16 protein-coding genes, 1 tRNA gene and 1 pseudogene are annotated in these 21,679 nt (G+C 48.8%); 9 read left to right on the top strand and 9 right to left on the bottom strand.

All coding sequences use genetic code 11. The annotated features are described in order from the left end of the window. Positions 1-116 precede the first annotated feature (116 nt). The 5 genes from grxC to ACKFKH_RS25165 form a co-directional block, all read right to left on the bottom strand. Positions 117-377, bottom strand: coding sequence for a glutaredoxin 3 (grxC, locus tag ACKFKH_RS25185; RefSeq protein ID WP_446861091.1), 261 nt, complete (start codon positions 375-377; stop codon positions 117-119). Between the two features lie 32 nt (positions 378-409). After that, positions 410-1,024, bottom strand: a complete 615-nt coding sequence (locus tag ACKFKH_RS25180) for a 2OG-Fe(II) oxygenase (protein ID WP_446861090.1) — start codon at positions 1,022-1,024, stop codon at positions 410-412. A gap of 4 nt (positions 1,025-1,028) precedes the next feature. Then, entirely contained in the window at positions 1,029-2,555 is a 1,527-nt protein-coding gene (locus ACKFKH_RS25175; protein WP_446861089.1) for a serine/threonine protein kinase, read from the bottom strand. Positions 2,556-2,905: 350 nt separating this feature from the next. Continuing rightward, positions 2,906-3,352, bottom strand: a complete 447-nt coding sequence (locus ACKFKH_RS25170) for a hypothetical protein (RefSeq protein WP_446861088.1) — start codon at positions 3,350-3,352, stop codon at positions 2,906-2,908. A gap of 172 nt (positions 3,353-3,524) precedes the next feature. After that, complete coding sequence (locus tag ACKFKH_RS25165) at positions 3,525-4,664, bottom strand: anhydro-N-acetylmuramic acid kinase (RefSeq protein WP_446861087.1); 1,140 nt, start codon at positions 4,662-4,664, stop codon at positions 3,525-3,527. A 346-nt stretch (positions 4,665-5,010) separates the two neighbouring features. Between ACKFKH_RS25165 and ACKFKH_RS25160 the strand changes: the two are divergent. From ACKFKH_RS25160 to ACKFKH_RS25150, 3 genes and pseudogenes are all read left to right on the top strand, one after another. Next, positions 5,011-5,148, top strand: a pseudogene (locus ACKFKH_RS25160) (hypothetical protein); the annotation flags it as partial. 18 nt (positions 5,149-5,166) lie between these two features. Next, entirely contained in the window at positions 5,167-5,538 is a 372-nt protein-coding gene (locus ACKFKH_RS25155) for a sensor histidine kinase (RefSeq protein ID WP_446861126.1), read from the top strand. Between the two features lie 460 nt (positions 5,539-5,998). Further along, complete coding sequence (locus ACKFKH_RS25150) at positions 5,999-6,502, top strand: hypothetical protein (RefSeq protein WP_446861086.1); 504 nt, start codon at positions 5,999-6,001, stop codon at positions 6,500-6,502. 295 nt (positions 6,503-6,797) lie between these two features. On the opposite strand, the gene ACKFKH_RS25145 is transcribed toward ACKFKH_RS25150, so the two are convergent. From ACKFKH_RS25145 to moaC, 3 genes are all read right to left on the bottom strand, one after another. Next, positions 6,798-8,096 carry a hypothetical protein gene (locus tag ACKFKH_RS25145; RefSeq protein WP_446861085.1) on the bottom strand — a complete coding sequence of 433 codons (1,299 nt, stop codon included), beginning with the start codon at positions 8,094-8,096 and terminating at the stop codon, positions 6,798-6,800. A 77-nt stretch (positions 8,097-8,173) separates the two neighbouring features. Continuing rightward, positions 8,174-9,091, bottom strand: a complete 918-nt coding sequence (locus ACKFKH_RS25140; protein WP_446861084.1) for a branched-chain amino acid ABC transporter permease — start codon at positions 9,089-9,091, stop codon at positions 8,174-8,176. Continuing rightward, positions 9,084-9,602 (bottom strand): cyclic pyranopterin monophosphate synthase MoaC, encoded by a 519-nt coding sequence (gene moaC, locus ACKFKH_RS25135; protein WP_446861083.1) that lies wholly within the window; start codon positions 9,600-9,602, stop codon positions 9,084-9,086. Before moaC ends, ACKFKH_RS25140 begins: the two co-directional genes overlap by 8 nt. A gap of 41 nt (positions 9,603-9,643) precedes the next feature. Between moaC and ACKFKH_RS25130 the strand changes: the two genes are divergently transcribed. The 3 genes from ACKFKH_RS25130 (at position 9,644) to ACKFKH_RS25120 (ending at position 17,043) form a co-directional block, all read left to right on the top strand. Then, positions 9,644-9,717: transfer RNA gene (locus ACKFKH_RS25130), tRNA-Arg, on the top strand. 514 nt (positions 9,718-10,231) lie between these two features. Beyond that, positions 10,232-13,063: a GAF domain-containing protein gene (locus ACKFKH_RS25125; protein WP_446861082.1), complete on the top strand. Its 2,832-nt coding sequence runs from the start codon at positions 10,232-10,234 to the stop codon at positions 13,061-13,063. 353 nt (positions 13,064-13,416) lie between these two features. After that, entirely contained in the window at positions 13,417-17,043 is a 3,627-nt protein-coding gene (locus ACKFKH_RS25120) for a response regulator (RefSeq protein ID WP_446861081.1), read from the top strand. Between the two features lie 146 nt (positions 17,044-17,189). On the opposite strand, the gene ACKFKH_RS25115 is transcribed toward ACKFKH_RS25120, so the two are convergent. Further along, complete coding sequence (locus ACKFKH_RS25115) at positions 17,190-17,570, bottom strand: hypothetical protein (RefSeq protein ID WP_446861080.1); 381 nt, start codon at positions 17,568-17,570, stop codon at positions 17,190-17,192. 392 nt (positions 17,571-17,962) lie between these two features. Between ACKFKH_RS25115 and ACKFKH_RS25110 the strand changes: the two genes are divergently transcribed. The 3 genes from ACKFKH_RS25110 to ACKFKH_RS25100 are packed head-to-tail and all read left to right on the top strand — an operon-like array spanning position 17,963 to position 21,485. Further along, on the top strand, positions 17,963-18,811 hold the full coding sequence (locus ACKFKH_RS25110) for a CheR family methyltransferase (RefSeq protein WP_446861079.1): 849 nt from the start codon (positions 17,963-17,965) through the stop codon (positions 18,809-18,811). Then, positions 18,811-19,386 (top strand): chemotaxis protein CheB, encoded by a 576-nt coding sequence (locus ACKFKH_RS25105; protein ID WP_446861078.1) that lies wholly within the window; start codon positions 18,811-18,813, stop codon positions 19,384-19,386. The genes ACKFKH_RS25110 and ACKFKH_RS25105 overlap by 1 nt, the downstream gene beginning before the upstream one ends. A 20-nt stretch (positions 19,387-19,406) precedes the next feature. Next, positions 19,407-21,485, top strand: coding sequence for a hybrid sensor histidine kinase/response regulator (locus ACKFKH_RS25100; RefSeq protein WP_446861077.1), 2,079 nt, complete (start codon positions 19,407-19,409; stop codon positions 21,483-21,485). Positions 21,486-21,679: the final 194 nt, after the last annotated feature.

Here is a 21,679-nt window from a genome sequence, read left to right as displayed (position 1 = left end):
AGTCACTCAGAATCGGCAGCTTGGGGGGCAGAAGCGCTTTACAAGGGAGCGAAAAAGCCTGACTGAACTGACTAACCTGAAGAGTTTGGACGACGATCGAGGAATTTTCTCTACGCCTACGCTTGTAGTAAGGGATCAAGTCTTCCCTGACGATCGAGCGCATGAATATCATCACAGCCCCCAATATGCTGATCGTTGATAAAAATTTGGGGAACCGATTTGCGACCATTGGCGCGTTTGGCCATCTGCGATCGTCCCGGTTCGTCCCCGTCCAGGTTGTATTCCGTATACTCAACACCCTTGCGGTCTAATAGCGCTTTGGCACGGATACAAAACGGGCAGGTCGTCCAGATATAAATCTCAACTTTGGGCGGCATAATTTCTCTGACGTTAGCAACACTTGTTAATTTTAGAACGCTGCTGTGGATTCAGATAGTCCGCTGCCACTTCTCACCCAGCCGTTTAGCGTAAATCGCCCGTCAGCAAAGGCTCTAGAAGGACAAACTACGGGCATCACCTCATGCAGACAATCGCTTGGAAAGAAAATGATGCGATCGTCCTGCGGTTCAATGGTGCAAAAATCTGACGACTGATCGCCATACTCCATCGTCGAGTCATAGAGCCTCAGCTCGCCGCCTGAGAACGCTTTGGGTTGACGATGAAAGTAGTAGACATAGGACAGCAGTCTAGTGGCTGCGTCAGGACTCCCACTGTCATTGTGAATTTTGTAGTAGTGCCCATCGTTGTGAGCGGTTAATTGAATCTCAATTTCGGCGATCGCAAAGTTCAATCCCAACTGAAGCATCACCTGGGGAAGGGCAAGCTCGACCTGTTTCACCATCCAATTAAAGTCTGGAAACTGATAGAGAATCCGCGATCGCCGATAGTCTGTTTCCCCCGTCGAAGTCGTCGTCGCTACAAATTCGCTTTCTCGACTCAGCGCAGCTTCTAGTATCCGCGATCGGGCTGGCTCCTTGAGAAAGCGATCGAGTTGCACAAAGGGCGCGGTTTGAAGTTGAGTCATGAGTTTAGTGTCGCGCTAACTCTCCCGAAATTTTGGGCTTCAGCTTGTCAAATTCTTCCTGCAAGATTTCTTTACTGATTCCTGGCTTGCCGATCGACACCATCGGGTGACTCGCCAGCAGCCATTCTTGAATCTGCGATTTTTGAGACGGATTGATGGCAACAGGCATCACATAAGCGCAGTGGTGAGGATCTTCTAACGCAAAAAATAGCACATAGTATTGTTCTCGTTCACACAGCAGGCGAGCGATCGTTTGTCCTTGCGGCGACTTCATATCCAGATAGCAGCGCAGCCAACGCGGGCCAGTTTCCTTGTGTTGATGCGGGTTAAACAGTGCCGTCACCCAGAGCAGCATCGGATGGGGCGACAGACAACACAAAAAGTTTTTGTAGAGCTTGTTGTAGAGCTTGCCGAGTTGGATATTCTCAATCTCTTGCTGAGAAAGCATCACCCAAACCGTTGCGACCTCTTCTCGCTTGGTCTTTAGCACATGAGGAAAGACAATCTGAGCGACCGGCTTGCTTTGCGGCCAGGTCGTAAGCTGACAGGCTTCGTCGGGCGAAATGGCATCGGGATCTCTGGTCGGCGTGATTACCGGACGTTTGAGCAGCGCTTCCCCAATCCGATGACTGATCTGGCGAGTGGCGTTGTAGCGTTGTTCGAGTGGCTCCAGCGCTTTGAGAATTTCGCCAACGCTCTTGGGGCGATCTTGGGGAGTCTTTGACAGACAACTCATCACCAGATTTTCGAGAACCTTGGGCAGCTTGAGGGCGGGATTGATCTCTTCAAAGGTGCGCGGCGGCTGAAAGTGGTGAGCTTTGTACCAACTGCCAAAGGCGTGTGTGTCTACCTGAAGAGGCATTCTGCCAGTCAGCATCTCAAACATCATCACGCCCAAACTATAGGTGTCTGAGCGAGGATCAAGTTCGCGGCCTTCCATCTGTTCGGGGGAGGAGTAGGCCAGCGTGCCCATAAAAGAACTGGTCTGACTGACATCGGCCTGTAGAATCTTGGCGATGCCAAAGTCGAGAATCTTGACCAACTCTCCCCAACTAGGGTCTTGACTGACTAGAATGTTGCTGGGTTTGATGTCTCGGTGAATGATCGGATAAAGCGAATTGTCTACCGAAATGCCCTGGTGAGCGCACTGCAACCCCTGACAGATCTGACGAGCGATCGTGAGAAATCGCGGCAGTGGCAAATTTTGAGTCGTAATCACTTCGCTCAGACTGTGCCCTTGCAGATACTCCATCACATAAAAAGGTACATCCTGATCATCCACGCCGTAGTCCATGACGCGGACAATGTGCATACTCTTAGTGCTCAGGAGGGCACAGGTGCGAGCCTCACTACGAAAGCGATCGCGCATCTTGCGAGTCAATAGCGTCTGAGCCAAAAACTTGACGGCGACCACTACACCGCCCAACAGTACATCTTCAGCACGATAAACCTGCCCCATTGCGCCGCGACCGATGAGTTCTTGTAGTTGGTAACGGTTGGCCAGGAGTTGTCCGATTCGGGGGTCTGTCATTGTGGATGAACGGGTGGACACAGGGAGTAATGGGGGAAATGGATGGAAAGGGGCCTGATCTCATTCTAAATTTTGAATGATTCGCCGACTGGACTGATCCTTCAGCAATTTTGAACAAGTTTACTCAAACAGACGCAGACAGAGTAGAGGTAAGGAGATGCATAAAGCGTCAAGACTTGCGGCGTAATCTTGTCAGAGGCACATTGCACCCAGTATTGACATCTCACTTGCTAAAGTAACGAAAGAAAAGTAACGAAGAAACGGGCGATCGCCAAGTCATAAAGAATGAATCTAGTCAAAGGATCGTCTGCTTTTAATCTATTTTCATTTAATGGTAGCGATTTCAGGCTTTACCCGTCCGATCGCTCTAAAGTCGCTTCCATTGCACTGGTGAGGTAGTGCCCTGACAAAATGCCGCTAGAAAGGTAATATTTGCCATCGGCGATGCGGTACATGGTTTCAAACCCGCTGCGTCGCTGACGATCGCCCAGTACCCAATAGCGCTGTACGATTGATTCGGGGGCAATCCAGCCTTCTCCTTCGACGCGACCCAGTAGGCTATGTTGAAGCACAAAGGTATAGCGACGATCGCCCGAATCGAGCCGTCCTCGATATTGAAAGCTGATTTCTTCGCGATCGGCACCCGGAAATATCAGCTTTGTCACCATCGTAAACCAGTCGTCACGGCTCCAGGCGACAAGAATTTTGCCTTTGACGGTGATGGGCATTCCGTGGCGCTCTAGCCAGCTTCCTTGAAGCGTCCAGCGGCCGGGTTCCATTAAAAAGGTATGGGTCACAGTGGCATTCCTTGCCTCAAATCAGACTTGGGAGATTGGGGTTATCGAGAGGCACGAGGAAAGGAGAGTTCCATCGTTTGGGTCAGGCTTGTTGGTTGATGTCAAGCGCTGTCTCTCACCCACTCCCTAGATTACCCGCTCCGATGGCATCCCATGCTATCACGCAACGGTTTTAGGAGGCTTGGTAGATTTCCCCTAGCGGAACGGCAAGGCGGGCACCTGTGACATCGGGAAGATTACCAGGAATTTTGTGTCGTCGCCAGTAAGCTAAAACAGCAAAGGCGATCGCTTCCTTAAAGTCTGCGCTGAGTCCAAAGTTGTCCGTTGTGAACACGGGGATATTACTGAGTCTAGCCTGTATTCTCTCTCTTAAGTATAAATTCCGACTACCCCCTCCACAGAGGAGAACTTGATCGGGCAGTTGGGGCAAAAAGGTTTGATAGCTGTGGGCGATCGCGGCGGCGGTAAAGTCAGTGAGGGTGGCTAAGAGGTCAGCCGCGTTGAGATTGTATGCTTGAGCATCGGTCAGACAGGCTTGCAGGTAGTCAGCGCCAAACTGTTCTCGTCCAGTGGATTTGGGTGGCGGTAGCTGAAAATAGTCCTGCTCAAGCCAGCGATCGACCAGCGCTTGGTCAGGGGTTCCGGTTGCGGCCCAGGCTCCATGACAATCAAACGTCTGATTGCCCTCTGAAAGGTGGTGAACGGCCAGATCAAGCAGCATGTTTCCCGGCCCGGTGTCCCAGCCCAGAATTTTGCCTGCGAGTTCTTGTTTCTTGGGAAGATAAGCCAGGTTACCAATGCCACCGAGGTTTTGAATGCAGCGGGTGTAAGTGGGGTGAGACAGCAGTGCTTGATCGACGGGGGGGACGAGCGGGGCACCCTGACCACCTGCGGCGATATCGGCGGCTCGAAAGTTGCTAATTGTGGGGATTTGGGCAAGGTGAGCGATCGTTGCTCCGCGTCCGAGTTGCAGACTATAGCCGAGTGAATGCTGTGAATGAGCGGGTGGGCGGTGGTAGACGGTTTGACCGTGGGAGCCTATCAAGTCAGCCGTCGGATGTCCAGTTTGGATTGAGAGAGCGGCTTGGGCAAACTGTTGGGCGATCGCGTCATCTAAATCAGCGAGTTGAGCGATCGTTAGACTGTCTCCACTACAGACATTGAGAATCTGATGGCGCAAGTCTTTGGGATATGGAAAAGTTTGCCCCGCGATTAGCTCAATTTGGAGGTCGTGACGCTGACCTGAAATCTCTACGAGAGCCGCATCGATGCCGTCGATCGAGGTGCCGCTCATCAGTCCAATTACGCGCATAGTAGGGAAGCAAGGGGTGATTGGGACGATTGATCCTACTTTCAGAATAGCTTTCTTGACTCTTCAAGTGACCAAAAATTGAAGGAGACCGCAGAAATGTGCAGCCTTTTGTCAGAAAAGCCGTGACTTTTAGCAGGGTGAGACTCAGCAAGGTTTCGGTAGGATAATGAATTAAGTCTCTATTAGTTTGTTAGTTTGTCTATGACAAGCTGTGCGAGTCTGCTCTAAAAGACAAGAGATGAGTCAGTTTGAATTTATTGATTTGACTTCATTAATTTGAGATCATTAATTTGAATTTGTGGATCTGCATTAGTCTTACTGATGGCGATGCTGCTCACTTGGACACACGCTCACATCGGCTGCCATACAGCTAGAAGTTGCACAGAAAATGCGATCGCACAACCTTGATCGGGCTTTTCAAGCGATCGATAAAGCAGCAGTTCTGACAGGACAGTGTTTGCAAGATGTGCGCCAAACAGTGTCTACAATTCGTGGGTCAGCGATGGATCTAAATGTGGCGCTAACCCATCTCACCGAACAACTTCATCAGCAAGGGATTGTCTGTGACATTGACTTACAGCTTCCGCCGATGTCGCTTTCCATTAGTCACCAACTGTACTATGTGGCCAAAGAAGGGTTAATAAACATTCAAAAACATGCTCAGGCGCTCCATGTTACGCTACGAGGCTATGTTTTATCAGATGATATTGTGGTCGAAATTTGTGACGATGGGCAAGGATTCGATCGCACTCAGCAGCACCTCGGATTTGGACTACAGGGGATCTCAGAGCGGATTGAACTTCTTAAGGGCACGGTTAATCTAGAAACCCAGCCCGGACAGGGAGCACGGCTTGTTATTACAATTCCTAAATGACTCACCTAACTGGACAGTGCGAAGTTATTGATGCCCCTCGACAGTTGCATCAATCCGTTAACTCAAGCAAATTCAGTGATGTAGATCACCCAGTTTTATGGGCGATCAATTGAGGCAGAAGTAGACGCACTCTACTTCTCGAAAAAATCATTGGCTGTTGATGCTGAAGTGTCAGGCGCACAATCTGCTCGGTCGGATAGCCATTCAGCCAGGTTCTGACATTCCGCCCGCTTTCGGACTGGAATGTCCTTTTCTGTCTGCTACTCTCTATTCAAGAGAAGAACTTCGCACTGTCAAGTTGACTCTCTCAAATCTATGATTAGAACAAAAACTACACTAAGTTCATATCGATTAAACGCTTTCTATGTAACCTCTTCTATGTAACCTCGGTTTCAGGAAACTTATTCATCCTTCGTGTATTTGACTAAATAGAAATAATACACAGTTCCGAGTTAGTTTTATGCAATGGAATGCTGCTTTATTGAGTGTGGGCGTAGCTATCTTGTCGGTGCTTCCAGCCGTTTCAGCGAGTGCTGCCAGTATTGAGATGCGAGTATTAGACGCGATCGACGCTCAAGGTTCTAATGGTCGCTGCCCTGAGAAAGTGGTTTTGACGGAAGCTTCGCGCCCTTATCGTGAGGGAGGGTATACGATTGACGGGTCGGCAAATTTGAGCGCCATTGTTGAAAAGGTTGCGATCGCAGCCACAGATGATTTTAGTGTTACCTGGGTGGGCAAGCTCAAGCCACAATACAGTAAATGTAGAGCGACGGCCAGCATGGCAAAAGTGAGTGGCGCAGCCTATCAGGGACATTCTTATCTACGGATGCGCTTTGTGGGCGGTAAAGCTTACTTGATTCTTGACATGACTGGAATGAGCGATGCCAACGATTCGACAACGGTGATCCTCAACAAATCAGTGAAGAATGGAAACCCAAATTGGACTTGGGGAGGAACGGATTAGAGGAGATAAGGGACTTTACGATCGACTCCATAATCAATTAAGTTGAGCCGATCCGGGTTGCTCCCCAAATCATCCACCTGTGAGGGACTTTGAACCAGAAATCTTGTCCAAAAGTCCCCCAGAATTGGCAGCTTGGGGGGCAGAAGTGCTTTAAAGTAGACTAAAAAAACTGGTCAAACAGATACCTTGTTGAATGCTGCTGACCAAATTAAAAAACAAAAATTGTAGCCGCATCTCAATGTATTGGGATTACTTTAGAACTAGGGCGACAAAAGCTAGTGTGATTCAACAAAGGCTATCTAAGTTCCACAATCAAAGAATGATCAGGAACACTTAAAGAAATGCTGCGAGGATTGCGATAAGTTTTTTGAGGAGTCGTTCCGTTGAATGTGGGCAGGTATAAATTTGCTTGAGATATGCGATCTCCCAAATTAAGAGTCAGCGATCGTGCAGTCTCCACATCTTTAAAGTCTGACTTCACACTGAGAACATTAAGCCACAACACTAAATAGAATGCACCGTTGCGTTTTTGTAACAACACTGATTTTACATCCTGAGTATTGCCAGAAAGACTGTAGCATAGCGACTTTGGAGAAAAAGCCCCTCCCGAATCTTTGAGCACTTGAATGAAATCACGCACCGCACTATAAGCAGGCTTAACCGATCCATCTCGCCGCAAAAATAGACTCCACTCATCCAGCGAAAAGTTATACAAATGAGTGCGATAAATACCGCGTAGAAAATACTCTAAATACATCCGAGTGGCATATTTTGCCGACGATCGCTCCGTCACGCCGCCTTGATTCGTACAGCCCTGCCGATTCAGGTCATTGCAATATCCTGTCTCAGTGGCGACGAGTGGCGATCGAGGCAGTCTTAATAACCGTCGCATCGATCGCACATTGTCATCTAACCCTCGATCGGGCAGTGCCGAAGTGCCCCCTGGATAGGAGTGCAAATTTCCCATGTCAGCGTCTACAACGCCCTGTCTTCCTGCATTTTGGTGAAACGCGAGAGAAGGAGTCAACACTCGAATCGCTCTCACCTGTGACTGAATCGCCGCATTGGGATGACGATAGTTTTTGATCGCTCGATACATCTCCGACTGAAAGGTGCGCGTGGCGATCGGAAACGATTGATCGTTGTACTTCAGATTAGACTGTACATCCCATTCATTGGGCCCCTCAACCGCGATCACATGGGGCAAGATTGGAACAATGCCTTTCTCAGGAACGTTTTCGCCCGTAAACCCATCGCGAGGGTCCATCACCATCGTCCACTTAAAGCCACCAACTTGCGACAATTCTCGGACTCGACGGTAGTAAGATTCTCCCGACCCGCCATCTCTGAGATAGCGAATGCCCAGTCCACCTAACTTTGATTTGATCACAGCGTAGTCTTTGTCAGACGCATAGTGAACTTTGACCGCTACGCCCATTGTCTCAAGCAAACGATTGGCAGGAGTCGCCCGCGTCATCTGCACCGCAGCAGAACCAGGATTAAACGGCGCAATTAATTGATAGGGAAGCTGCAACACGATCGCCAATCCTATCCCGATCGCGACCAAAATCATTCCTTTTTGCAGTCTGCTCAACACAGAATTCCTCGCCAGATCACTGCTGTTATAGCTTGCTTTTTAGACGAGTGGATCGTCCGATCGGAAGAGTCACACTATTGAGAACGCCGCCGCTTCAACAAATCAGGCGTGATCCACCCTTGAGGGAAAAAGATCGTCCCGATTACAATCAAAAATCCAAAAACAATCAACCGTCCGTCTCGTAAAAATTGCGCTAACCACATCGGTAAACCCGGAACATCTGCAACGGCCCGCAAAATCTCTGGCAACGCTGTAAAGACCATTCCGCCCAATACTGGCCCGATGAATGTTCTAGAGCCGCCAATCAACACAAACGTTAAATAAATAATGCTGGCATCAAAGGTTCCTTGTCGAGCATTCCATGTATTAAGAAAATGAGCACTAATCGCACCGACCACACCCGCTAGCATCGCCCCCAACACGAACGCAAGCACTTTGTAATACGTGGGATTGATTCCCATCGCATCGGCTGCTAACTCATCTTCTCGAATCGCAATTAACGCCCGACCCACTCGAATTTTCTCAAGCCGATACACAAATCCCATACTGACTAACAATAGCGGCAGCGCAATCCACAGATACTCGATCGCACTCCCAAACGGTTGCGGAATGCCAAAGATGCCAACGGCTCCCCCGGTGATTTCTAGATTGAGCGAGAGCACGCGCAAAATTTCCACAAAGGCGATCGTCGCGATCGCTAAATAAATTCCCCTCAATCGCAACGCCGGAACGCCCACTACAATTCCTAACAGTCCACAAATCACGCCCGCAGTTAGCATTTCAAATAAGAGGAGAACGATCGGATACGCCCCTTCAACTTTAAATACTTGAGTCGAAAGAATCGCCGCAACATAACCGCCCAACGCATAAAACCCAGGACTTGCCAGCGACAACTGCCCCGCCATCAGCGGCAAATATAACGACAACCCCAACAGCGCCCCCAACACCATCGAGACCATCAAAAATCCATAAGTAGACAAAAAATCACTCACGCTGATAGTCTCCCGATTTTCCGCCCGTTTTGCTCAACAGATAGATTTGCTCGATTTGAATCGATTTTTCGAGCGCCTTGGCCATATCATAAAGCGTCAGAGCCGCCACCGAAACCGCCGTCAAGGCCTCCATTTCTACCCCTGTCTCCGCCTTGATTCTCACCTCCGCCCGAATCTGATAGCCCGGTAAAGTGGGATCAGGCTCGATCGTGACCTCCACTTTTTGTAAGGGCAGCGGATGACAAAGCGGAATCAAATTTGCGGTTTGCTTGGCTGCCATAATCCCCGCAAGTCTCGCCGTCCCCAACACATCACCTTTGGGTGCGTTGCCTGCCTCGATCGCCGCCATCGTCTTGGGCAACATTTTGACTCGACCCAGCGCGATCGCCTGTCTCACCGTCATCGATTTCGCCGAAACGTCCACCATTTGCGCCTGTCCCTGGGCATCTAAATGGCTGAGTAAAGCATCGGATTCTGAATTTTTAGAAGAAATCGAAGAATCTTTTGTCATTTGGCCCTTTCTAATAGTATGATGATCCTATCAGTGAGCAAGGGCTTGTAGCTCAGTGGACTAGAGCACGTGGCTACGGACCACGGTGTCGGGGGTTCGAATCCCTCCTAGCCCGTTCAAATATCACAAGATAAGGCTAAGTTTGGAAGAAATCTCCAGGTTTAGTCTTATTTTTTGTTAAAACATTCTTTATCCACGTCAACCCATCGGCGACTCCTTGAGGTCTTACGTTTCGCGTAGGGCTTCACACCTCATAGATCATGATTTTGTTTAATTCACAATTCTCATAGGAGCGGCCCAAAAACTGCCATTTCAACAAACCCCAAGTTCGGGTGACTCTGACCGACGAAAACCGCATCGATTCCCCTACTTAACTGGTTTGATACAGCCTAAATCTCATGCTTCTACCCTAAGACTGATTCTTAGTTGACCTCTGATCTCATTAAGATTAAGAAATGTATCATTAGTTCACATAGAAGCAACTGTCACAAGATTGTAAATTGAGCCAGTCTAGGTCTGCATGGCCCTCGATCCTGCTTCAATTTACCAAAGCTTCCTGGTTAAAATCTTTTCTGTCTACCGCCTCCCAGCCGATAACGTCAAGTTCACCTCCGGATCGCGATCGCTCCATGATGCCATCTCCTTTGCCCCGTGATGAAACCGCAAGACTCGACGCTTTGCATCACTACAATGTTCTTGATACTCCCTCAGAATCAGACTTTGACGAAATCACTGAACTAGCAGCCCACTTTTGTGACACCCCGATCGCGCTGATCTGTCTAGTGGATCGCGATCGCCAATGGTTCAAATCCAAAGTGGGGCTAGAGGTGTCAGAAACTGCGCGACAAGTCGCCTTTTGCGCTCACACTATTTTGCAGTCCGATCTATTTGTCGTTGAGGATGCCCTTCAAGATAGCCGCTTTGCAAATAATCCGCTGGTGACCTCTGACCCCAAAATCCGCTTCTACGCAGGAATGCCCCTGATCACGCCCCAGGGATACCCGATCGGAACCTTGTGCGTCATCGATCGCATTCCTCGTCAACTGACAGCCGAACAAAGCCGATTTTTGCGCGTTTTAGCCAGCCAGGTCATCACTCAATTAGAACTGCGTCGTCACTTGTCAGCATCGTCTCAAATGGTGGCTCGTCTTCAACAGTCCGAACAGGCGCTACAACTGGCTCGTGCTGATTTAGAAATTCAGGTCAAAGACCGAACTGAGCAACTCTTACAATCTAATCAAACGTTGCGAAAACAGGCAGAGCGCGATCGCTTACTCGGTGCAATTGCAGCCCGGATTCGCCAGTCGCTAGATCTCGACGAAATTTTAGAAACGGCCGTTGCCGAAGTGCGTAACTTTTTGCAAGTCGAACGAACTGTCCTCTATCAGATTGAAGTCGATCGCGGCGGTAAGTTTGTCGTTGAGTCAGTTGCTCCGCACTGTTTGTCTATTTTGGGCCATCCACTTCATGACCCTTGCTTTGATGTAGACTATGCCACTCAGTATCAGCAGGGACGGATCTCTGCGATCGCGGATATTTACCAGGCCAACTTAAGTCCCTGTTATCTCGAATTGTTAGCCCCGTTACAGCTTCGAGCGATGTTGTTGGTGCCGATCGTCTTCAACAACCAGTTGTGGGGGTTACTCTGTGCCCATCAGTGTAGTGAGCCGCGAGACTGGCAACCGTTTGAGATTGATTTGCTGCGACAATTGGGAACGCAGATGGCGATCGCGATTCAACAGGCGCAACTCTTTCAGCAAGTCAAACAACAGGCCCAACGAGAACAACTGCTCAATCAAATCAGCCGCACGTTGAATTCCAGTCTTGATCTAGCCTATGTGTTACAGCAGATTGTGAACCACACGGGACAGTGCTTTAGTGTCGATCGCGCTCTGATTTTTGCCATTGCCGCCCAAGAAGTCCAGGTTCTCAGTGAGTGGCACGCTCAGAGTCAAGCTCAGTCTGTTAAAGGAGCTAGAACGATCGCGTCTCAATGCCCTGACTTGTTAAATTCTATTGTTGCCTTTGGCGATCGACAAGTCTTTCACGTGCCCAACTTCGCCAGTCTGTCTTCCAAAACCTTATCGGTGTTGAGCGTGCCGATCTTCGTTCACAACAAGCTGGCTGGAGGGTTGTGTCTACACATGACGACGAGTTGCAGAACCTTTACCGTCGAAGAGATAGATTTATTAGAGAGAATTGCTGACCAGGCAGCGATCGCCCTCTACAACGCCCAAAGCTACAAACGACTAGAACAATTAGTCCAAAAACGTACCCAAGCATTAGAACAAGAGAAACTGATTTCTGAATCTGCCAATCGAGCCAAAAGCGAATTTTTGGCCAACATGAGCCACGAACTGCGAACGCCGCTTAACTCCATTATGGGACTCTCACAACTATTGCAGCAGGAGTTTTTTGGGCCGCTCAACGACAAACAACAAGAATATGTCACTTGTATTCATAGCAGTGGTGAACATCTACTATCGCTAATCAACGACATTCTCGATCTAGCAAAAGTCGAAGCAGGAAAAGAAGAACTCTCTTTCACCTCTCTCTGTGTGCAAGAAGTGTGTAATAGCTGTCTCAGTTTGGTACGAGAGCGAGCCTACGATCGTGGCTTGCAGCTAACCACTCACCTTGATCCAAACGCAAATTTCTGTATGGCGGATGTGCGTCGTCTCAAACAAATCTTATTGAATCTTTTGTCAAACGCCATTAAATTTACGCCCAGCGGCAAAGTTTCGCTCATCGTTCAAAAACAGCCTCATGGCATCACTTTTACCATCGCAGATACGGGGATTGGCATCGCTGAAAAGAAGCTGCCGCTATTGTTTCAGCCGTTTAGTCAAGTAGATAGTCAACTTAACCGACGCTATGAAGGGACTGGACTAGGATTGGTTTTAGCGCGCAATTTAGCAAAACTGCATGGAGGCGATATCACGGTGAAGTCGATCGCCGGAAAGGGAAGTCAGTTCACGTTCTACTTACCCGATGAGCCACCCGGTTTACTTCAGTTTCAGCCTGCTATGCCGTCAGATGTTTCAGTGCGATCTACTGAGGCAGACAGTTCTGTGAGACCAACGCATCCTGCTCAAGATCAAGGGCGAATTCTAGTTGTTGAGGATGATCAAAACAGCGCTTTGCTCCTCCAAGACTTTTTGAGTGCGCTTGGTTACCAGGTGATGCATTCAACCGATAGCACTCGCTTCTTAGAAGACATTCAAGCTGTAAATCCCGACTTAATTTTATTGGATGTGCAGTTACCCAACGGGGTGACGGGACTAGATTTATTGGCTACCCTGCGACAAAATCCCAAATGGCAACATCTCCCAGTTGTGATGATTACGGCGATGGCGATGCGGGGCGATCGAGAACGCTGTCTAGCAGTGGGGGCCACTGATTACCTCAGTAAGCCGATTCAAACCGATCAACTCAAGTCCCTGCTGACACAATATTTGTGAGTCACGAACGCCTTGGTTCATGTATACTTTTTGTCCAGAGTCAACACGGGAAGACAAGTGGGTAAGATAATTGCCTTTGGATGGTATGGGGGCAAATTTAATAAGTGTCTTTAATTTTTCGCCATCGGTCGAAGAATAATTGGAAGATTTTTGAAACTCCTATCTGGTAGAGGCTCTGAAATGCTGTTTTTTATTCTTTGAGACGTGGCGAATAATTCGTGACAGTAACGCGATCGCGTTGAGTTAACAGCGAGGAGTTGCCCAATTGCTTAAATCCGTATTCTTAAGGAGTGTTAAACGGTAAGCTCAGAAAAGAAACGCAATTATTTAGAGACTGCCTTTCTTTATCCTCAATGTTGAATCGTCTGAAAATCGGCACTAAAATTGGCGCAAGTTTTGCAGTTGGGTTAGCAATTCTCGCCACGATCGGCACCATCTCCCATCATGGAACAAACCAACTGGTGACCACAGCGCGTCAAGAAACCCACACTTACCAGGTTTTGGCAACGCTCCAAGAAATTCTTTCTCTGATTAAAGATGCAGAAACCGGACAGCGAGGCTTTTTGCTCACCGGAGAACCGCGTTATCTAGAGCCATACAACGCTGCCGTCAAAAACATTGATCAGAAAATTCAGGATTTGCGCCGACTGACCGCAGATAACCCCAGCCAGCAAAGCAATCTTGATCGCCTGGAGCCGCAAATTACGACCCGGCTCGATCAGCTTCAAGAAAGTGTGCAGTTGAGACAGTCCCAACAAGCGGAAGCCGCCATCAAATTTATCCGTAGTGGTCGCGGGAAGGAGACGATGGATAATATTCGGCGCATTAGCGATCGTATGAAAGCCGAAGAGCAAGAGTTGCTGCGATTGCGCGCCGGAGCCGCAGAGTCCGCCGCCGCCAACACCTTGAGCAGCGTCACCTATGGCATTCCCCTGACTTTTTTGATTTTGGCGTTGATTGGTTATCTGCTGTCGCGCACGATTTCTAAACCGCTCAAAGAAGTTTCTGATGCGACAGCACGCATCGCTAGCGGTGATTTATCGACCAAACTGCTGGAGAGCGATCGTCAAGATGAAGTCGGCATTCTCACGCGCAGTTTCAATCAGATGATGGTCAATTTGCGGGAGACGACCGAGCGAAATGATCAGCAAACCTGGCTCAAAACAAACCTGGCAGAAGTCGGTCAACAGCTTCAAGGACAGCGCGATTTAGAAGCCGTTTCTCGTCTGATTTTGTCGAATTTGGCTCCTCTGGTAGGCGCACAGCAGGGCGTTTTTTATGTGATGAGGTCGGTTGAAGATCAGCCCGTGCTAAAAATGCTGAGTAGCTACGCCTATCAAGAACGCAGGCATTTATCAAATGAGTTTCGGCTGGGTGAAGGGTTAGTTGGGCAGTGTGCTTTAGAAAAACAAAGAATTCTGTTAACTGATGTCCCCAATGATTACATTCGGATTCACTCTGGGTTGGGGTCAGCGTTGCCGTTAAATATTTTAGTGTTGCCAATTTTGTTTGAGAATCAGGTAACAGGCGTGCTGGAGTTAGCATCTTTTCAGCGATTTCGTGATTTGCACCTAACGTTATTAGACGAGCTTGCTGAAGCGATCGGGGTGGCGTTGAATACGATCGCTGCCGATATGCGAACCCAACAACTACTCGAAGAATCTCAAACTCTCACCGAAGAACTGCAAGTCCAACAGGAAGAACTTGAGGAAAGTAATCAGCGACTACACCAACAAACCAAAGCTCTGGAGGAATCAGAATTTTTATTAAAAGAACAGCAAGAAGAACTGAAACAGACCAACGAAGAATTGCAGCAGCTAAACCAGGAACTCGAAGAAAAAGCAGAATTGTTAGCGATTCAAAAACGCGAAGTCGAACAGAAAAATCAAGCGATCGAACAAGCGCGAGTAGAACTCGAAGAGAAAGCTGCACAGTTGACCCTATCTTCTAAATACAAGTCTGAGTTTTTGGCGAATATGTCTCATGAGTTGAGAACGCCCCTCAATAGTTTGTTAATTTTGGCGCGACTTTTGGCAGACAACAATGATGGCAATTTGACCGAAAAACAGACCGAGTACAGCCGGACAATCTATTCTTCTGGCAACGATCTGCTGGAGTTAATTAACGATATTTTAGACCTGGCAAAAATTGAATCGGGCACCATTTCACTTGAGCTTGAGACGTTACATCTGAACGAGTTGCGGCTCTATCTAGAGCGAACCTTTAATCAAGTAGCCCAAAGTAAGGGACTCAGCTTTACGATCGCCCTCTCCCCCGATCTTCCACCCACCATCACCACCGATATCAAACGTCTCCAACAGGTTCTCAAAAATCTATTGTCCAATGCGTTCAAATTTACTGATCAGGGCGGCGTGACGCTAAGTATTGCTTCTGTTCAGACTCAACGTGATGAACCGACGATCGCCTTTGCCGTCAGTGATACCGGAATTGGGATTCTCCCAGAAAAGCAGAAGATTATTTTTGAAGCGTTTCAGCAAGCCGACGGTACGACCAGCCGCAAATATGGAGGCACCGGGTTGGGATTGTCGATCAGTCGCGAACTCGCTCAATTGCTAGGAGGCAGCATTCAACTCGTCAGCCAACCCGGACAGGGCAGCACGTTTACCCTTTATCTACCGCAAGTGCTCAAGGCGACAGAAAAGCCCTCCTTACCTGCGACGGCTCTGCAACCCCTGCCATCGTCCGTCCCCGAATTGATTGTCCCTGTTCCTTCGCTGCCAGCTTCCGAAATCGCCGACGATCGCGATCAGATTCAGCCCAACGACCCCTTGCGGGTATCTCGAAGAGATCGCGTGCTTTTGATCATCGAAGACGACATTAATTTTGCCCGCATTTTGCTTGAGATGGCTCGTCAGCAAGGGTTTAAAGTAATCGTGGCATTGAGAAGTCAGCCCGGTTTGTCGCTGGCGCAGCACTTCAAGCCCAATGCAATTATGTTAGATATTCACCTGCCCGATATGGACGGCTGGACGGTACTCGATCGCCTCAAACACAACCCCGAAACTCGTCACATTCCGATTCACATTTTGTCGAGTGATGACCAACAGCAGCGAGGATTAAGTTTGGGCGCGATCGCATATCTACAAAAGCCCGTCTCATCCGAAACCCTCAATCAGATTTTTACCAACATCAAAGGCTTTATTGATCGTCCGGTGAAATCACTTTTGATCATCGAAGATGACGCTGTACAAGCTAACAGTATTGCTGAACTGATTGGCAATGGTGACGTTCAGAGTACAACCATCGGAACGGGAGCAGAAGCACTTTCTAGACTACGATCGCAGCGCTTTGATTGTGTTGTCATGGATCTGGGACTGCCCGACATGAGCGGCTTTGATCTAATTGAGCAGATCAAGCAAGAATCTGAACTTGCCAGCTTACCGATCATCGTCTACACAGGTAAAGAACTGACCCGCCCCGAAGAAACTCGGCTAAAACGACTCGCCGAAACGATCATCATCAAAGACGTACGATCGCCCGAACGACTTCTCGACGAAACAGCCCTTTTCTTACATCGCGTTCAGGCTAACTTGCCGCAACCCAAGCGTGAAATCTTAGAAGAACTTCGACAAAGTGATCCGGTTTTAGCTCACAAAAAAGTGCTGGTCATTGACGACGATATGCGAAATATCTTTGCCCTGACCAGCCTATTAGAACAATACGAAATGGAAGTGATCTACGCCGAAAATGGTCGAGATGGCATCGAAGTGCTGCAAGCCAATCCCGACACTGACGCGATTTTGATGGATGTAATGATGCCTGAAATGGACGGCTACGAAACGACTCGCGCCATTCGCCAACAGGAGCAGTACCGCACCCTTCCGATCGTCGCACTCACAGCCAAGGCCATGCAGGGCGATCGAGAAAAGTGTATCGAAGTGGGAGCCTCAGACTACATCACAAAACCCGTCGATACCGAACAGTTGATCTCTTTGCTGCGAGTCTGGCTGTATCGATGAGGAGTTTGGACATTAGGAGATTTCTAGCAAAGAAGTTACCAACCTTGGGAAGCCCCCTAAATCCCCCAATTCTGGGGGACTTTGACTTTCAGAACTCTCAATGGAGACAGCCGGGTAAATTTATTAAAGGAAATCTCCTAACGTCTCTATTCACCCAGACGGTTGTCTTCGATCCATTGCACAACTTCTGAGGTCGATTCGGCGTAGAGTGTTTTGCCCGTCATCGGGTCGTAAGCCCGCCACAAAATCACACCCGAATCACCTACAATTCGCTCAACCGAGAGCCGAGAAGACTCATCGATCGCTCTCATCCAATTGTTCCAGGCTTGTTTGAGGTGGTTGGTGACCGCTTGCACTCCGTGACGATCTACTTGAGCTAATTGGCGGCGTTCTTGCTCTAAGAGGAAAACGAGTTCAACATTTTGAGACGCTTTGGCAACGGCGATCCGGTGAGACAGTGAAGCGAGGATCGCGGCTTGATGTTGAGCGGCAATTTTAGAAGAATTACCTTGAACAGTAGTATTCATGATTCACAAACGACAGTTTCAATGATTAAACTGAATTTTCTTTGACTCTAATATTCTAAAATATTTCTGTAACAAACGCTACCGAATTGTCTTCAATCCCTGACTTTCCCTGTTCGGAGTGGCAATCAGACTCCTCGACTCCAGACAGGCACACTCTCTGCAAGGGGGAATAGTCTTTATACAAAATGTTCGATCGCCAGAGGGTAGCCCATCTCGCTCAATTTGCGTACTCTTTAGAAACTGTTGGGTTATAGAAAAAGTTATTTCAATTGTGCAAGTCTATTTAAACTCGATCGCAAAGCGCTGAATTCTATCAATCCTCAATCTATAAACTCTTCTACAAATTCTTTTATAAATCCTTGATAGTGTTCTCAACTGTGAACTGATGAGTTATGTCTCTCTCGTCACCGCCATTCCAAGCCCTCTGCACGCTGGAGGACATCGAAATCCATTTGCTGTTAGAGGGAATGTATCGCTTCTACGGCTATGACTTTCGCAACTATGCCCCCTCGTCTCTCAAGCGTCGGATTCGTAAATTTTTAGCCACTGAGCAGATTCCTACAGTTTCTGCACTTCAGGCTCAAATTTTGCACGATCGCTCCTGTCTCGATCGCTTTCTCAGCAGTCTGACCGTGAATGTGACGGCCATGTTTCGTGATCCCAGTTTCTTTCTTGCCTTTAGAAATCAGGTGATCCCATTGCTGCGAACCTATCCCTTTATCCGGATCTGGCACGCAGGCTGCTCGACGGGCGAAGAAGTTTACTCAATGGCGATTTTGCTCCAAGAAGAAGGGCTATATCACCGCTGCCGCATCTATGCCACCGACACCAACGAGCAGGTGTTACAAAAAGCAAAAAGTGGCATCTTTCCATTGTCATTGATGCAGAGCTACACCCAGCTTTATCTCAAGGCAGGCGGACGGCGATCGTTTTCTGAGTACTATACCGCCGCCTACGACCACGCCATTTTTCGGTCATCTTTGCGAGACAACATTCTCTTCTCACAACATAATCTGGCGACCGATAGCTCTTTTAATGAATTCAATCTCATCTGCTGTCGAAATGTATTAATTTACTTCGATCGCACCCTTCAACAGCACGTTCACGAACTTTTTTACAATAGCCTTTGTACCTTTGGTATTCTCGGCTTGGGCAAGCAGGAAACAATTCGCTTTACGTCGCACGCACCCCAATACGAAGAACTTTCGCGCACCGAAAAACTCTATCGTCGTCTCTGCTAATGGCTTCTATTGAATCTCCCTTTGCTCTGGTGGTGATCGGTACGTCTCTGGGGGGATTGTCCGCTCTCAAAAAAGTGATACCAGAGATACCAGAGAGTTTTACAGTGCCGATCGCGATCGTTCAACATCGACACCCAGACTCTGACCGTTCCCTGAGTCAACTGCTACAGCGGTATAGTGCTTTGCCGATTTGCGACGTTGAAGATAAAGAAGAGATTTTACCGGGGCACATCTACATTGCCCCACCTGACTATCACTTGCTGATCGAGCCGGGAAACTTTGCCCTGTCTGTTGATGATCCCGTTTCGTTTGCGCGACCCTCGATCGATGTCTTGTTTGAGTCAGCCGCCGAGGTCTATCGACATCAAGTGATTGGAATGTTGTTAACCGGGGCAAATCACGACGGCGCAAAGGGATTAGCTACCATCAAAGCGCAGGGAGGGGTTACGATCGTACAAGACCCCAAAACTGCTGAAAGTCCGACCATGCCAGAATCGGCGATCGCGGCCACCTCGATCGATCAGGTGTTACCGCTTTCTCAAATCGCTGCTTTTTTGGTGAACCTTTGTTTGTGATGCTGTTTGAGAAAAAGCCTATGTCAGCCGAGCCAGTCAACATCCTGATGGTGGACGACCAACCCGAAAATCTCCTTGCCCTAGAAGCGATTCTAGAAGGCCTGGGTGAAAATCTGGTCAGAGCCTCATCAGGAGAAGAAGCCTTGAGGTGTCTGCTGCATCAAGACTTTGCGATGATTTTGCTGGATGTGCAGATGCCGGGAATGGATGGCTTTGAGACGGCTACCTTGATTCGCAATCGACCGCGATCGCGCCAAACGCCGATTATCTTTCTCACCGCCTTTAGCACCAGCGATCACCTGATGTTTAAGGGCTATTCGCTGGGAGCGGTCGATTATTTGTTTAAGCCGATCGAGGCTTCTGTACTCACCTCCAAGGTGACGGTGTTTGTGGATCTGTTCAAAAAGACCGAAGCGGTCAAGCGGCAGACGGCGCAACTGGTGGCGATGAATGCAGAACTCCGCCAAAGTGAAGAACGGTTTCAGTCTTTGAGCGCCTGTTCTCCGTCGGGCATTTTTGTGATCGATCCCTCTGGTCAATGTAGCTACGCCAATCCTCGATTTCAGGCGATTTGTGGCTTGTCAGCCGAAGAAAGTTTGGCTAAGGGTTGGTTCGCGTCTATTCATCCCGACGATCGCGAGAAAGCACTTTCTAGCTGGTCAATCTACACTCGTCAGGGTCGAGAATATTCTCAGGAGTTGCGCTTTCAAACCTTGGAAGGCACTCGCTGGACACAGATACGATCGTCACCGATGCTTTCGGCTCACGGAGAATTGTTGGGCTATGTGGGCACGATCGAGGACATCACCGAGCGCAAACAAGCCGAAGCCATCCAGGAGCAAGTCTTTCGCGAACAGGTGGCCCGTCAAGAAGCCGAAACCGCTAATCGAATGAAAGATGAGTTTCTAGCCGTCCTCTCTCACGAACTCCGCACGCCGTTGAATTCGATGTTGGGGTGGGCGCGTCTGCTGCGGTCTAAAAAGTTTGACGAAAAAACAACGGCTCGCGCTCTGGAGACGATCGAACGCAATGCCGAATCGCAATCACAACTGATCGAAGATATTCTCGATGTTTCTCAAATCATTCGCGGCAAGTTAAAGCTCAACTGCTATGCCATCAACTTAACTGCGATTGTTGACGCTGCTTTAGACTCTGTGCGGCCACAAGCCGAAGCCAAATCGATTCAGATCGTGTCACCGGGTTTGGAGGGTGCGATCGTTCAAGTTTGGGGTGATCCGACTCGTCTCCAACAAATTATTTGTAACCTTCTAACCAATGCCATTAAGTTTACGCCCCAGGCTGGCCGAGTCACGGTTGAGTTAGCGACTGAGCAGAACTCATCTCACACTCCTTTTGCCCAAATTAAAGTAACCGATACAGGGATTGGAATTCATCCCGACTTTTTACCCAGAGTGTTCGATCGCTTCAGGCAGGCAGACAGTACAACGACGCGATCGCATAGTGGCTTGGGATTGGGACTGGCGATCGTGCGTCATCTGGTCGAGTTGCACGGTGGCACCATTCAAGTAGACAGTCCGGGTGAGGGGCTGGGTGCGACATTTACGGTCAGGCTTCCCATTCATCAAGAGGGTGCGAGACAGACGATTCAGAGAGATGTCGATGATTCAAAAGATGGGCAGAACGACCTGCAAAATCACGACTCTATTTCCTGTCTATCTGTCCCGGCGCGGCTCAAAGGCTTACGCATTCTATTAGTGGATGACGAGGCAGACAATCGAGAATTGGTTGGGTTTATGCTCCAACAGCAGGGCGCGATCGTGACTTCGGTTCCCACGGCCCAGCAGGCGATCGAGGTTTTGTCTCAAGAAAAGCCAGATTTGCTGCTCAGTGATATTGGAATGCCAGACATGGACGGCTATGCCCTCATTCATCACGTCAGAAGCTTGCCCCCCGAACAAGGCGGATCGATTCCGGCGATCGCGCTGACCGCCTACGCGGGCGAATCAAATCAACATAAAATTCTGGCGGCAGGTTTTCAGCAACATCTTGCCAAACCCGTTGAACTGGAAACGCTAGTCGCTGGAATTGTCCGATGGGTAGAAGCGATCGTTTCTGTAGGGATGAGGGATGAGGGATGAGGGATGACGCGCTGGCTTGCGGGTCTGCTTTTCCGGGTGAGTGCGTGTGCCCTTAAAAGTTGCGGGAAAATTTGAGGATGGAGTTGGTGAAATTTTGATGCAGCCAGCATTTTGTTTTTTTTCGTGAAATTCTAAAATTACGTGAATTCGATGAAATCCCTCGCTGTGGCGATCACTCCAGGCAGCCCCCTAAA

This window comes from Phormidesmis sp. 146-20, assembly GCF_052939475.1.
The sequence above is the reverse complement of the archived record's forward strand: the minus strand, read 5'-3'. Positions and strand labels throughout refer to the sequence as shown.